Source organism: Lysinibacillus sp. FSL M8-0355 (genome assembly GCF_038008985.1).
GTDB lineage: Bacteria > Bacillota > Bacilli > Bacillales_A > Planococcaceae > Lysinibacillus > Lysinibacillus fusiformis_D.
In genome coordinates this window covers 1,284,415-1,297,922 of the sequence record NZ_JBBPAI010000001.1, presented here as the reverse complement: position 1 = coordinate 1,297,922, position 13,508 = coordinate 1,284,415, and the positions used below count along the sequence as shown (strand labels likewise).

At 38.9% G+C, this 13,508-nt stretch carries 16 protein-coding genes; 6 read left to right on the top strand and 10 right to left on the bottom strand.

Annotation, left to right across the window (positions count from 1 at the left end):
- Window positions 1–31 precede the first annotated feature (31 nt).
- From liaF to MKY46_RS06115, 3 genes are read left to right on the top strand one after another with little or no spacing between them, the layout of a single operon-like run.
- On the top strand, window positions 32–715 hold the full coding sequence (liaF, locus tag MKY46_RS06125; protein ID WP_036128050.1) for a cell wall-active antibiotics response protein LiaF: 684 nt from the start codon (window positions 32–34) through the stop codon (window positions 713–715).
- Window positions 712–1,752 (top strand): sensor histidine kinase, encoded by a 1,041-nt coding sequence (locus MKY46_RS06120; protein WP_036128054.1) that lies wholly within the window; start codon window positions 712–714, stop codon window positions 1,750–1,752. Before liaF ends, MKY46_RS06120 begins: the two co-directional genes overlap by 4 nt.
- Entirely contained in the window at window positions 1,727–2,359 is a 633-nt protein-coding gene (locus tag MKY46_RS06115) for a response regulator transcription factor (RefSeq protein WP_036128056.1), read from the top strand. Before MKY46_RS06120 ends, MKY46_RS06115 begins: the two co-directional genes overlap by 26 nt.
- 301 nt (window positions 2,360–2,660) lie before the next feature.
- Here MKY46_RS06115 and tkt read toward each other — a convergent pair whose 3' ends face one another.
- Window positions 2,661–4,655 (bottom strand): transketolase, encoded by a 1,995-nt coding sequence (gene tkt, locus MKY46_RS06110; RefSeq protein WP_058843965.1) that lies wholly within the window; start codon window positions 4,653–4,655, stop codon window positions 2,661–2,663.
- A 124-nt stretch (window positions 4,656–4,779) separates the two neighbouring features.
- The gene (locus tag MKY46_RS06105) at window positions 4,780–5,013 is read right to left on the bottom strand and encodes a DUF896 domain-containing protein (protein WP_036128062.1); all 234 of its coding nucleotides are present in this window, start codon (window positions 5,011–5,013) and stop codon (window positions 4,780–4,782) included.
- A 186-nt stretch (window positions 5,014–5,199) separates the two neighbouring features.
- Here MKY46_RS06105 and MKY46_RS06100 point away from each other — a divergent pair, with 186 nt between their 5' ends.
- Together MKY46_RS06100 and def are read left to right on the top strand one after the other, a co-directional pair.
- Window positions 5,200–5,721 (top strand): GNAT family N-acetyltransferase, encoded by a 522-nt coding sequence (locus MKY46_RS06100; RefSeq protein ID WP_340833824.1) that lies wholly within the window; start codon window positions 5,200–5,202, stop codon window positions 5,719–5,721.
- A 795-nt stretch (window positions 5,722–6,516) separates the two neighbouring features.
- Window positions 6,517–7,092, top strand: a complete 576-nt coding sequence (def, locus tag MKY46_RS06095) for a peptide deformylase (RefSeq protein WP_271912563.1) — start codon at window positions 6,517–6,519, stop codon at window positions 7,090–7,092.
- A 38-nt stretch (window positions 7,093–7,130) separates the two neighbouring features.
- Here the strand turns inward: def and MKY46_RS06090 are convergent, their stop codons facing one another.
- Both MKY46_RS06090 and yneA read right to left on the bottom strand, forming a co-directional pair.
- Window positions 7,131–7,796 (bottom strand): YneB family resolvase-like protein, encoded by a 666-nt coding sequence (locus MKY46_RS06090; protein ID WP_036128073.1) that lies wholly within the window; start codon window positions 7,794–7,796, stop codon window positions 7,131–7,133.
- A complete protein-coding gene (gene yneA / locus MKY46_RS06085; RefSeq protein ID WP_036128077.1) occupies window positions 7,793–8,107 on the bottom strand; it encodes a cell division suppressor protein YneA in 315 nt (104 codons plus the stop codon). The genes MKY46_RS06090 and yneA overlap by 4 nt, the downstream gene beginning before the upstream one ends.
- A 166-nt stretch (window positions 8,108–8,273) precedes the next feature.
- On the opposite strand from yneA, the gene lexA reads away from it, so the two are divergent.
- On the top strand, window positions 8,274–8,891 hold the full coding sequence (gene lexA, locus MKY46_RS06080; protein WP_004232118.1) for a transcriptional repressor LexA: 618 nt from the start codon (window positions 8,274–8,276) through the stop codon (window positions 8,889–8,891).
- A gap of 110 nt (window positions 8,892–9,001) precedes the next feature.
- Here lexA and MKY46_RS06075 read toward each other — a convergent pair whose 3' ends face one another.
- From MKY46_RS06075 to MKY46_RS06050, 6 genes are all read right to left on the bottom strand, one after another.
- Window positions 9,002–9,724 (bottom strand): gamma-glutamyl-gamma-aminobutyrate hydrolase family protein, encoded by a 723-nt coding sequence (locus MKY46_RS06075; protein ID WP_036128080.1) that lies wholly within the window; start codon window positions 9,722–9,724, stop codon window positions 9,002–9,004.
- A 33-nt stretch (window positions 9,725–9,757) separates the two neighbouring features.
- Complete coding sequence (locus tag MKY46_RS06070; RefSeq protein ID WP_036128085.1) at window positions 9,758–10,510, bottom strand: prepilin peptidase; 753 nt, start codon at window positions 10,508–10,510, stop codon at window positions 9,758–9,760.
- A 67-nt stretch (window positions 10,511–10,577) separates the two neighbouring features.
- Window positions 10,578–11,267, bottom strand: a complete 690-nt coding sequence (locus tag MKY46_RS06065; RefSeq protein WP_036128088.1) for a hypothetical protein — start codon at window positions 11,265–11,267, stop codon at window positions 10,578–10,580.
- Window positions 11,264–11,857 (bottom strand): PilN domain-containing protein, encoded by a 594-nt coding sequence (locus MKY46_RS06060; protein WP_036128090.1) that lies wholly within the window; start codon window positions 11,855–11,857, stop codon window positions 11,264–11,266. The genes MKY46_RS06065 and MKY46_RS06060 overlap by 4 nt, the downstream gene beginning before the upstream one ends.
- The gene (gene pilM, locus MKY46_RS06055) at window positions 11,857–12,831 is read right to left on the bottom strand and encodes a type IV pilus biogenesis protein PilM (RefSeq protein WP_036128094.1); all 975 of its coding nucleotides are present in this window, start codon (window positions 12,829–12,831) and stop codon (window positions 11,857–11,859) included. Before pilM ends, MKY46_RS06060 begins: the two co-directional genes overlap by 1 nt.
- A 112-nt stretch (window positions 12,832–12,943) precedes the next feature.
- Window positions 12,944–13,429, bottom strand: coding sequence for a prepilin-type N-terminal cleavage/methylation domain-containing protein (locus tag MKY46_RS06050; protein ID WP_036128097.1), 486 nt, complete (start codon window positions 13,427–13,429; stop codon window positions 12,944–12,946).
- Window positions 13,430–13,508: the final 79 nt, after the last annotated feature.

Sequence of the window (13,508 nt, the reverse complement as noted above, 5' to 3'; positions counted from 1 at the left end):
TATACTATTAGTAGAAGGAAGGGTGACCCTCTTGCAAAATTTCACAACAAATAAGCTCACGTTTTGGGTACTATGCTTCTTTTTACTCGTCTTTGTAGAGCTTACTATTTTTAATAATGGCGGAGCCTTCTGTTTATTGATTGGGGCAGTACTTCTTTATTTAAGTTTTTCCAAAAAAGTTCGTTTTTTTAAATGGACAGGAATTTTCTTCATTGCTATTGCTTTGTTTACCATGTGGAGCCTACGTTTATTCGTCGTCATCATGCTCTTATATATGCTTTATCAATACCTACAACGAGAAAACGAACCAAAGGTAGTCGGTGCAGAGCTTTTTGAAAAGCTTCCTACAACTAAAAATGACTTGATTGGCACAATGCCAGCACCTACAGAAGCGTACAAATGGCAAGATGTACAAATTCAACGCCTTGCAGGAGATATTACGATTGATACAACACAAACAATTTTACCTGCTGGCACTAGTCTCATTACAATTCGCCAAGGGATCGGGAAAGTTCAAATCTATATTCCCTATGAAATCCCTTTCCGTTTACAGTATACGACGTTATTTGGTGAGCTTATCTGCTTACATAAGGGGCCACAACGCATCTTAAATGAAAGTATTACTTTCGCTGACGGCAACCCTGAGGATGCTAAACGCGTTTTAATTATTCATGTCGCAACCTGGCTGGGAGATTTGGAGGTGCTACGAAAATGATTGCCTTTATCTCAAGATTGTTTACGCTATTTTTCATTTTAATGAGTGCTGTTTTCGGTCTGCTTGTGGCGGTATGGGGCAATCCGGATGAAAAAACATGGGAGCCATTGTGGCAGCAGACTTACGATAATATTCCGCTAGGAGGCATCATCGTAGTTAGCCTGTTTGTACTTAGCTTCCTATTTGCTAGCTGGATCAGCATGACTGCTCGGGCACGAGAAGCTCAAGCAACACGCATTGTGAAGCAATTAATCGAGCCTGATTTTATTTTCCCTAAAAAACAAGCACTTCCGAAATCATTAAAAAAGGCAATAGTTCAAACAAGTGAATTAATCGATACACAGCGAAAAAGCTTACAGCGACTCTCCAATGAACGGGCAGAAGCAAATGATAAAATTATTCAGGAGCGTATTATTGCTGAACGCCAACGACTTGCTAGGGAATTGCATGATTCCGTATCACAGCAATTATTTGCGGCTTCTATGTTACTCTCAGCATTAACTGAAAATGACGAAAATGCTACTAGCTTAAAACAGGTGGAAAAGATTGTTCAGCAGGCACAGCTAGAAATGCGCGCATTGCTGCTCCACTTACGACCTGTAGCTCTACACAATAAAACGCTAGCACAAGGCTTAGAGGAATTGATTATTGAACTTCAACAAAAAGTTTATTTCCATATTGAATATGAGCTAGAGGAAATGGCCTTAACAAAAGCAGAAGAAGACCATTTATTCCGTATTGCACAGGAAGCCCTCTCTAACACGCTCCGTCATGCCAAAGCAAGTGAAGTGGAGTTACTGCTTGTTGCACGAGATGACTTAGCCATTTTACGAATTCAGGATAATGGGTTAGGCTTTGATGTGGAGGCCGATAAATCAACTTCGTACGGCTTACAAAATATAGCTGAACGAGCTGTTGAAATTGGCTGCACATACAAAATTGTGTCCGTGCCTGAAGAAGGAACGATTGTGGAGGTTAAAATTCCGCTACAGAAGGAGGAGGTTCATGTCGATGATACAAGTGCTCATAGTGGATGATCATGAAATGGTACGGATTGGCGTTTCAGCCTATCTTTCAGCACAACCAGATATTACAGTTGTAGGTGAGGCTGAAAACGGCAAAGAGGCTGTGGAGCGTGCCCTTGCCCTAAGACCTGATATTATTTTAATGGATAATGTCATGCCCATCATGACAGGAGCAGAGGCAACAGCGGAAATTTTAACGGCATGGCCAGAGGCAAAAATCATGATGGTGACTAGTTTTTTAGATGACGATAAAGTCTACCCTGCTTTAGAGGCTGGTGCGGTAAGCTATATTTTAAAAACTTCTAATGCTAAACAAATTGCCGATGCTATTCGTAAAACCATAGGTGGCGAAACAGTATTAGAGCCAGAAGTCACATCCAAAATGATGCACCGTATGCGCCACGGTAATAATACGCCCCTTTACGAACAGCTCACTGACCGTGAAATGGAAGTATTATTGCTCATGGCAAAGGGTAAAGCCAATCAGGAAATCGCTGACGAACTATACATTGCCTTAAAGACCGTAAAAACACATGTTAGCAATATTTTAGCAAAGCTCGAAGTGCAAGATCGTACACAGGCCGTTGTCTACGCTTTTCAAAATGGCCTTGCTAAATAAACACCTACATAAAAAACTGCATGTCAGCATGCAGTTTTTTCATGTATTTAGAGATACTTGATTAGATCCACAATATACCTTTTCTAATTCTTGTCGTGATCCATAACCATATGTCACGCCGATAGCATCAAAATCATTTTCACAAGCCCCGATCATGATAAATTGTTCCTTTGGATACTTGGCAAAATGATGCAGCACCTCTGCAATAATCTCACTTTTATCATAATGAAAAACGATAAAAAATACCGCAACACTCAGCGAACTTAAACATCGACTGAGTGTTGCGGTATTTTAATATAAATTATAGTGCTTTTACTTTCGCTACGACATTTTCTACAGTGAATCCGTATTTTTCCATTACTAATTCACCTGGAGCTGATGCACCGAACTTGTCGATTGCAAGAACGTCACCTTCAAAGCCAGTATATTTATGCCAGCCAAATGATGCACCCATTTCAATCGCAAGACGTTTTGTCACAGCTTTTGGTAGGACAGATTCTTTATAAGCTGCGTCTTGTTTTTCAAAGCGATCCATAGACGGCATGGAAACAACTGCCACATCCACACCTTCTGCTTTTAATGCTTTCTGTGCTTCAACAGCAAGTGAAACCTCAGAGCCTGTTGCGATTAAAATAGCATCTGCTACTTCTTTTGTAGCAGGAGATACTGTGTAAGCACCCTTCGTAACACCATCACGAACTGTTTCAATAGAAGCGTCAAGGACAGGTAAGTTTTGACGAGATAATACTAAAACAGTTGGCGTTTTTTCTGATGCTACGGCAAGCTCCCAAGCTACCGCTGATTCATTTGCATCCGCAGGACGAATAACAGATAGATTTGGCATCGCACGTAGTGATGCAAGGTGTTCGATTGGTTCATGTGTTGGACCATCTTCCCCTACTGCAATAGAGTCATGTGTAAATACATATGTTACAGGAAGCCCCATTAATGCAGAAAGACGAACTGCTGGACGAACATAATCAGAGAATACGAAGAACGTACCGCCAAATACATTTAAACCACCATGAAGAGCCATACCGTTCATCGCAGCACCCATTGCAAATTCACGAACACCAAACCAGATGTTGCGACCAGCATAATCGTCTGCAGAGAAATCGCCTGCGCCCTTCATCGTTGTTTTATTGGAGCCAGCAAGGTCAGCGGAACCACCAAAGAATGAAGGAGTTTTCTTCGCAATGGCATTAATCGCGTCACCAGAAGAAGAACGTGTTGCTACAGATTTACCTGCCTCATATACTGGTAGCTCTGACGCAAAGTCCTCTGGTAATTCACCATTCATCGCTTTTTCAAATTGAGCCGCTAACTCTGGGAACTCTTCTTTATATGCAGCAAATTTAGCATTCCAAGCTTCCTCAGATTGTGCACCTTGTATTTCAGCAGCAGCATTAAATGTATCATACACTTCAGCAGGAATTTGGAATGGCTCGTGTGCCCATTCATACGCAGCTTTCGTTAAGACAACTTCATCTGTACCAAGTGGCGCACCATGTGAATCTGCTTTACCAGATTTATTTGGAGAACCAAAACCAATCACTGTTTTTACTTCAATTAATGTTGGTTTGCCAGTTGATTTTTTCGCTTCTTCAATTGTGGCATTAATGGCATCTACATCTGTACCATCAGCCACTTTTAAGTAATTCCAGCCATAAGATTCAAAGCGTTTTTGTACGTTTTCTGAGAATGACTTTTCTAAGTCACCGTCTAAAGAAATATCATTAGAATCGTAAAGTACGATTAATTTTTCAAGTTTTAAGTGACCAGCCAATGAAATAGCTTCAGCTGCTACACCTTCCATTAAGTCACCATCACCACAAAGGGCAAATGTGTAGTGGTCAACGATATCATGACCAGGTTTATTGTAAGTAGCCGCTAAATGACGCTCAGCCATTGCCATACCAACTGTCATAGCAATCCCTTGACCAAGCGGACCAGTTGTTGCCTCCACACCTACTGTATGACCGTATTCAGGATGTCCTGGTGTTAATGAATCCCATTGGCGGAAGTTTTGAATTTCTTCCATTGGTAAACCATAGCCTCCAAGATGAAGTAAGCTGTACAGAAGCATAGAACCATGACCAGCTGATAGTACAAAACGATCACGGTTATACCATTTTGGATTTGCTGGATTATGGCGTAATTGTTTTGTCCATAGCGTATAAGCCATTGGCGCCGCCCCCATTGGTAAACCTGGGTGACCAGAATTTGCTTTTTCGATAGCGTCGATTGACAAAGTTCGAATAGCATTAATTGCTAAAAGATCCGCGTGTTGAGTCATTATATTGTGACATCCTTTCTCGTCCTATATTGTTCTTTTACAGTTTAGTCAACATTGCTTTAGAAAACAATGCTTTTGTTATACTAATTGCGTTTTCATACATACTTTATTGAATTGTGTCACATTAATTTAGAAATTTATTTTTTTTAGCTTGTCTTACTTTCTCTGGTGTCACATCATTACCTTCTGCATCTACCACTTTTACATTTTCAATCGTATCTCGCATAGTCGCTCTAAACGTATCTAAGTACTCCTTGCGAAGCGCTGTTCGCTCCTTAGCCTCTGCTTCTGTTAATTGACCACTTTTGGCCTTAGCAGAAAGTTCATTAATTCGGTTAATTTTTTCCTTTGATAACATTGTTACACACCTTTCAATACCTAGCTTAATGACTTCAGTATGCAAAGTATAGCATGCTTTCCCTTAAAATGCAGTTATACCAACCCTTAATAACACTTCTTAGCCATAATTTACATGACTTCCAGATGTTAGTCGTGTATAACTAATAATAAAAGGAAAAAATTTATATTTATTGGAGGAAATTAAATGAACATCACAACACAGCGATTACTTATCCGAAAATTTGAAGCCCAAGATTGGCAGGCTGTTTATAGCTATATGTCTGATGAAACGGTGATGCATTATATGCCTGAAGGAGTTTTAACGGAAGAACAAGTCCAAAAATTTATAACAGAAAATAGCGCGGATCAAGCTAAGCATTTTGCCATTACTTTACGCGATCAACCAGAAGTTATTGGTCATTTAGTTTTTCATCGATGCTTTGGCGAACATACCTATGAAATTGGATGGGTATTGAATCCTGCTTATCAGCAACATGGCTATGCATCAGAAGCTGCTCAAGCCCTATTAGATTATGGATTTTCCAAATTGAAGCTTCATAGAATAATAGCAACATGCCAACCCGAAAATATAGCTTCTTACCGAGTGATGGAAAAGATCGGTATGCGGCGTGAAGGATTTTTTAAAAAATGTATACCGCATGGTGACAATTGGTGGGATGAATACTATTACGCAATCTTGCAGGAAGAATGGCATAAAATTCTATAAAATGACCAAATGTTGTTGAAAAAGATCATGTCAAAGGCAAAAAAAGCAACTTTGCAAGGTGAGGGGTTGATTTCCGTTCCGCCAGCGTCCTTTCCAGGGGACGTCCGCTGAGCCGCTTCACTCACTTCCGCTCGCTCCAGGGTCTCAGCTGTGACGCTAAATCCCCTAGGAGTGACGCTGGCTCCACTCCAATCAACCATTTGGCAAAAGTGCCTTTTCCTTCTCTTTCATACGAGCCGTCACGATCAAAATCGCTCATTATTTGTATTCTTAGAGGGAATAAGCTCTTATTTTCAATGTGGAGAAGTGATGCGTGACACCCTCCCCTCCAGAAAGAGTAGTGAATACTTTCACTTTATTTGCCTTTGCTCAAAAGAAACATTTTTATGGATTGGAGTGGAAGGCTACTTGAATCCCGTGGGATAGCGAGACAGACGAGCCCCTGCACGGAGCGACAGCGGAGGAAGCGGCTCGGCGCTCGCCCACAGGAAAGCAAGTAGCCTGCAACGGAAATCCATTTCTACCTTTCAATTGACTGTTTTGTTTTTCAACATTTGGTCATTCAGTAAAAAGAGTATAAAATAAATGGCTAACACTTCGGACAAAACGGAGGGATACACCTGAGGAGTATGATCAAAATGGTGAGAAACAAATTAGGGATAACCAAAGCTATACTTACGAAAGAATGCGGTGTTGTTAGACAGACAATTAATTGTATTGAAAATGATAAGTACGAGCCATTAGCTTTGAAGATGGCTAAAGTCCTCAATAGCCGTATTGATGAGGTGTTTATGTATGACTAAATTTCTTCCTGATTCGATCATTACCATGAAAGATTTTGTGAAAGAAGACTCGGTATTATTACGAAAACAAACCGAAGAAGTGACGACACCCTTAAACCAAGAGGATCGAAATACTTTATTAGCTATGCTGCAATATCTCAAAAACAGCCAAGATCCAACGCTAGCAAAAAAATATAAGCTTCGCCCTGGAACTGGGTTGTCTGCAAATCAAATAGGTGTAGACAAACGAATGTTTGCTGTACTATTTGATCATAATGAAATGGTGTTTATCAATCCCAAAATCATAAGTCATTCCCTCAATATGATTTATTTACCTGATGGAGAAGGCTGCCTGTCGGTTAATCGACCTGTCCATGGTTTTGTGCCAAGATACGAGCGTATTAAGGTCAGAGCATATGACATTGATGGTCAAGAATTCATCCTGCCGTTTCAGGGCTATGGGGCGATCGTTGTCCAACATGAAATCGATCATTTAAATGGCATAATGTTTTATGATCGAATAAATAAAGAGTATCCTTTTCAACTACCTACTAACATCATCATCGACAGTTTGGCTTCCTATCAATAGCATTTTTTACTGTGAATAAAAAAGATTAGCAGGCGATATTATTTGCCTGCTAATCTTTCTTGATGTTCTTGGAAGCGACGATGAACAGTCGCTTTACTTACTTCAAAGCCCAACCCTCGAAGCGTGATCGAAATTTCCTCAAAGGTAAATCCACGTTTGCGTAGCTTGACAATTTCATCTACAGGTAGATCCTTTCGCTCCTGCCCATAGGGATTCCCTCGGTTCGATAAATTATTTTCAGGACGATAGCCATTTTCTACAGCGCGTCGCATGCCTCGACGTATTTTAGCATTATGGATTCTTCGTTGATACTCCTCCACGATTGCTAAAATCTCAAGCAGCATCGTGTCCATTTCATTTAGTTGAACGGGTCCTGCATCGCGCATGGAAAAAACATCTGTTGCTGATTTTTGCAATAAATGCAACACAGCCATCCTTGCGTTCCCACGTCCTAATCGTGTTTCATCTTGTACAAAAAGGGCATTAATTCCCTTTTCTTTAATGAAATCAAGCATTTCAAGCAAGCCATCGCGTTCCACATCATAGCCGCTATGCTTATCCTTAAATACACCCTTTACCTCATAGCCTTGCTCTCTAGCGTAGCGCAGCAACTCTTCCTGTTGGCGCTCTAATGAGGAGCTTTGTGTTTCTTTTTCAGTACTTACACGGCAATAGACAACAGCCGACATTTGTTTATTCATCATTGTTCAGTTCTCGCAATTTCGATAGTATGGATGGGATTGGCTTGATCACCCAATACAGGAATAACTAGAGACTTTCCTGCCACAATTTTAATATCTGCTAATTCATTTTCTGTTTTGACCAGCTTAATCCAATCATCTGTACTCATCTTACCACGGTATTGCTCTGCTAACGACCACAAGCTATCCCCATGTTCAATTTGAATTTCTGCGTAGTTAACATCTCCTGGATCAGTGATGTAAAGGTATCCTGCAAATAATAGACAAGCTCCTAATAAAATGGAGATATGTGTATTTTTCTTTAACCATGTCATAGTTACAACCCCTTTTTTAGAATGTTTGTTCGGAATGTATGTTCTCATAATAAAGCGAACAAACGTTTTTGTCAAACACTTTTCGAACCTATGTTTGCATACATGTTCGCATTCTGTTATACTATCAAATAAGAAGAATGATATTAGAAAAAAGAGGTGAGCACTCATGAAAAAAGTTTCGAAAAGACAAGAGGACATTTTGGCTTTTATTAAAGAAGAGGTACGAGCTAAGGGATATCCACCATCAGTACGTGAAATCGGGGAAGCAGTCGGACTTGCTTCAAGTTCAACTGTTCATGGTCATTTAGCTCGATTAGAACAAAAGGGCTTTATTCGTCGAGATCCAACAAAGCCACGTGCAATTGAAATTTTAGAGCCTGAAGAGTCTATTCAAAAGCAGCAAGTCATTCATGTACCACTTGTGGGGAAGGTAACTGCTGGTTCCCCAATTACTGCTATTGAAAACATTGAAGAATATTTCCCATTACCAGATACGTATGGCACAAGCGAGGATCAGTTATTCATGCTAGAGATTATGGGGGAATCTATGATTGAAGCAGGAATTTTAGACGGCGATTTAGTTATTGTGAAGCAAAAGGCAACAGCTAATAACGGAGATATTGTTGTAGCCATGACAGCAGAGGATGAAGCAACGGTCAAACGTTTCTTCAAGGAAAAAAATCATTTCCGTTTACAGCCTGAAAACTCATCTATGGAGCCTATTATCGTCGATCAAGTTTCTATTTTAGGACAAGTTGTAGGACTATATCGTCGTGTACATTAATCATTTAAAGTAGGTTTTGAGGATTATGTGTTCCTTCTAAGAGCATGTATCCTCTTTTTTACGCAAAAAAAGAATCCATATATGGTTGGATTCTTTGTACAGTCCCCCTGCTACGCTTCCTTTTTGAATTTTAAGCTAGCTTCAACAAAGGCTGAAAATAATTTTTGTGCAGGCTCATCTCCTGCTATAGCTAGTTCCTCGGGATGCCACTGAACAGCCAAGCAAAATGGCAACTCTTCATGAACAACTGCTTCGATAATGCCATCACTCGATTTTGCTGCTACTTTTAATTTCTCTGCTAATACATTAACTGCCTGATGATGAAATGAATTTACCGCTATTTTCTCTTGTTGTAAAATGGTCGCTAATAAATTCTCCTCCATAATTTGTACATAATGAGTAGCTACAGCTCGAGCAGATTGCTGTACATGCTTGAGCAGCTTAGTACTAAAATGGTCACTATCAATATCCTGAAATAAAGTACCACCTAGTGCTACATTTAGTATTTGAATGCCTCGGCAAATACCCAAAATAGGCATCTTTCGTGTGAATGCCGCTTCAATTAATGCTAACTCTACCGTATCTCTTGCTGGATGAATTTTCCCTAGTTTTGGTGCAGGCTCTGCCCCATACAGAAATGGATGCACGTCATAGCCTCCAGATAACAATAAACCATCTGTAAGGGATAGAATTTGTGTGGCATCCTCCTCTACGCCAAGTGGAATAATAAGCGGAATCCCACCTGCATCAATGATACTTTTACTGTAAGCAGCATTTAATCGAGAGGATAAATCATCTTCCACAAAGGCTGTAATGCCAATAATCGGTTTCACTTGCTTCCCTCCATATGCTTGAAGATTGAACAATTACCAAAAACCTAAATACCAATCGATTAATGAATCCCCATAAAAATAGACAATGATAGCGGCTAATGCAATAGAAGGTCCAAAAGGAATAGGTGTTTTTCTCCCCTGCTTGTTCTTCGTTAACACGACAAGCCCGACAATCATGCCGATAACTGCAGCTATAAATAATGTTAACAGTGTATGCATTGTACCAAGAACAAGTCCAATTAAAAAGAATAATTTAATATCGCCTCCACCCATGCCCCCGTTTGATATCACAGCAATACTATATAATATGCCGAAACCAACGACTGCACCTACAGCACAGTCCCACCAGGGTGTTAATGGCGACAATACTCGTCCAATAATAAGGAAGGGTAAAAAGAATAAAAGCACCTTATTCGGAATCAGCATATAGGCTATATCAGAAACAACAATGATGACTAATAATGAAATAAAAAATAGGGCTACTATAAACTCTATGCTCCAACCAAGCTGCCAATATGCAAAGGCAAACAATAATCCTGTTAATAATTCCATTACTGGATAAATCCAAGCTATTTTATTACCACAGCTCCGACATTTCCCCCCAAAAAACACATAAGATAAAACTGGCACTAAATCAAGCGCCGTCAGTTGCCTTTGACATTTAGTACAATGTGAAGGAGGTTGTACAATCGACTCCTTCTGTGGCACACGTAAGCCCACCACATTATAAAAAGAGCCAAAGACAAGCCCAAATAAAAATAGAAAGATTGTATAAGCCATTTCCAATTTTCTGTCCTCCTAAACTAATAGGCGCCCATACAGATGCAGTATGGAACGCCTATCAATGCAATTATTACTCTCCTTCGTAATAGAACGTCGTCACCTGGACGGTAGCTTGTAAAGTAAGATCCGTATCTTTTTCTAATTGATCCTGCTCTCCAGGCAATTTGAATTCGATTGTATCAGTTTTCATCACACGCTGTAATTGTTCAATTTCCTGTAAAAAGCTCTCTAGAGAATTAAAATCAAGCGCCCCAACCTCTAATATAAAAGTAATCAACTTTAAATTCGATGGTAAGGAATCCTTTGAAATAGATGAAATCGGTGAACTCGTAATCTTGTTATCCTGCTCACCATTAACCTCTTCTTCAGCTTGCTCCAACAGATTAAGGTCTTGCGATACATCTGATTGCGAAACAGCCGCATCATCATTTTGAACTGTTAATGACTTTATGCGTGTTCCTGTCACTTCCTCAATCTCAGCTAAATCTAGTATGATCTTTTCAACAGCTCTTGTTGTAGGTAGCTTCTGTCTTAACGCTAAAACATTGATAGTCGGCTGACCCTGCTCCTTGTCTAATTGAGCTAATTTTTCTTTTACACTAGAAATCTCTTGCTGGAGTTGTGATACATGACTCTCTTTTGCTTCTACTTCATTTAATCTTGGTAATAATAAATAATAATAAAGCGCAAATAAAATAGAAACGATTAAAGTCAATAACAAGATAATAGATGAATTTTTACTACTCGTTAATTTATTCATGAGCGTCGTCCTCCAGCTAAATACATAAAGTCGATTGTCGCCGTAATGGACACTGAATAACGTGGTACTTCTTTAAATTTTTGTTCAGGCGTTAATTCCTTCTGTTCGCCAAGCTCTATATCGAAGTTTGACACTGTATTAATTTGTGCGTCTGTAAAAAAACTACTCATTAAAAGTCGCTCTACATATTTCGATATATCGGTCATCGTTTCAAAATCCACTTCAATAGTAACTGTATTTTCCCCAAAAACGTAGCTACGCAAGTATGTTTGAGTTGGTAGTAAAGTTTTCGTTTCATCAATTAATGGGGTTACAGGATAAGAAACACCTTGAATATAGGCAACAGATTCCTCCAATGATCCCTGATCAACACTTTGTCTTACATCTAACTCTTGCTGTAATTGTTCAAGCTGTGTCGTTAATGTCTTTTCCTCAGCAGATAAACGTGACAAATCACTTTTAGCTGTAAAAAATATAAATAGTAAATAAGCTACTATTAGACCCACAATGACAATTATCAAGCTATAAAAAAGCTTTGGTGAAGTAGACCGTTTTTCAAGCTGTGGTAAGAGGTTTATATCTGGAACCATTAATGAACCTCCTTCAAAGCTAAGCCTAGCAATGTTGAAAATTCTTTTTTAAAATAAGGAAAGAACTTTTCAATTTTTGCTCCATCAACAATCATCAAAGGTGTCTCTAAATTAGAAGATAATAAGGTTCCTATTGATTTAAGTAACGGGTTATCACCAAGCATTATGATTTCATCTACTGTTTTTTCCCCTTTATGTAAAGAAAACTTAAAGAAATTCATCATTCGATCAATTTCTAAAACCTGATCCATGACGACCATCTGGTAATCTTCGGTTTCACCATTGTAGAGAAATTGGTAGCTAAATTCATCGACTTTTTTGCCCTGCCATTGTGCCATATCTGTTTCAATTGATTGATAACGTAAAAACTCAACCTGTCCGTTTGAAAAGATACTAATGGAAAGTTCATTGATAGACCACTCAGCAATTAAATATGTTTTATTAGGCATTAACATTGACATATGTTCTAATAAACGTATATTGCATAATGCTCGAATATCGGCCGCTTCAGGGTCCAAGGAGACATCTAACAGCATTCCTACTATTTTCGTAATTTCCTCTGAAGGTGCTGCAAATAATATCGCTTTACCGTCCTCCGCATCGGGATCATAAACATCAATTAACGGGTCCTGAAAAGGTAAATGAATAGAATGGCCCAACTCCATTTCAGCATATCCTCGTAATTCCTGAGGTTTAACATCTTTAGGATGCTCGAAAGTTTTTAATAAAACAGTTGTATCAGGCACAAACATACGAACAGCCTGTTTTTTTCCTGTCCACTTCACAACCTGTTCTTTAATAATTTCAAAAAGAGCCACCTCATCTATGATTGCTCCATTTTCAACAATATCAGCTGGTAAAGGATATTCATAGCCATGCCATTGACTAGGCTCAGGTCCTTTCGCCACAATCGCACGTAGCACATAATCCTTCAGTTCAATCGATACATGCGACTTTCTCTTTCTCTTAAACATGTGAAAAGACCTCCTTTTCCTATTCAGTATAAATGATTTTATCAATTAGTCATCCATTCCCCAGCCAGAAACGCAAGAAAATTATCGTTTCTGAATGGGTTGGGAGGACTGATTATTGAGTTTTAGTATTTTCTGTTTTTTTCTTATCTACTCCTGCACTTTTTAATAGTTTATTAAGTTCTTCTTCAAATATTGTTATTGCACCTGCAGTTGAGCTAACTTTGAGACTCTCTGTTTTAATCTCTTCAAATCTACCATATGAAATTGACCATTTTTTTTCACTTTCGTTATACGTTACTTTATCATTGCTTCCTAGCTCAATACCATCTACAAACGCTTCTAATTCATCTTTCACACACTCATTATCTGAGCTGTCTCCTTTACAAGCGCCATCAATATAAGCAATCTTAGCACCAGATAGAATATTTGATGCTTCTGCTAAAATAGCACGGTCCTTTGACTTATTAATAATATTACCAATTGCAGGCACAGCGATTGCTGCGATAATTGCTAAAATAACAATTACAGCTAAAAGTTCAACTAATGTTAAACCCTTCTCATTTTTCAATAGTTTTTTATTTTTCCATTTTTTAAACATAGAGAATTCCTCCTTAGTAGTTTTATATGAAGTGTGAAAACACGGTCTTCTAATTCAATTTCTAAATAAGTTTTATATA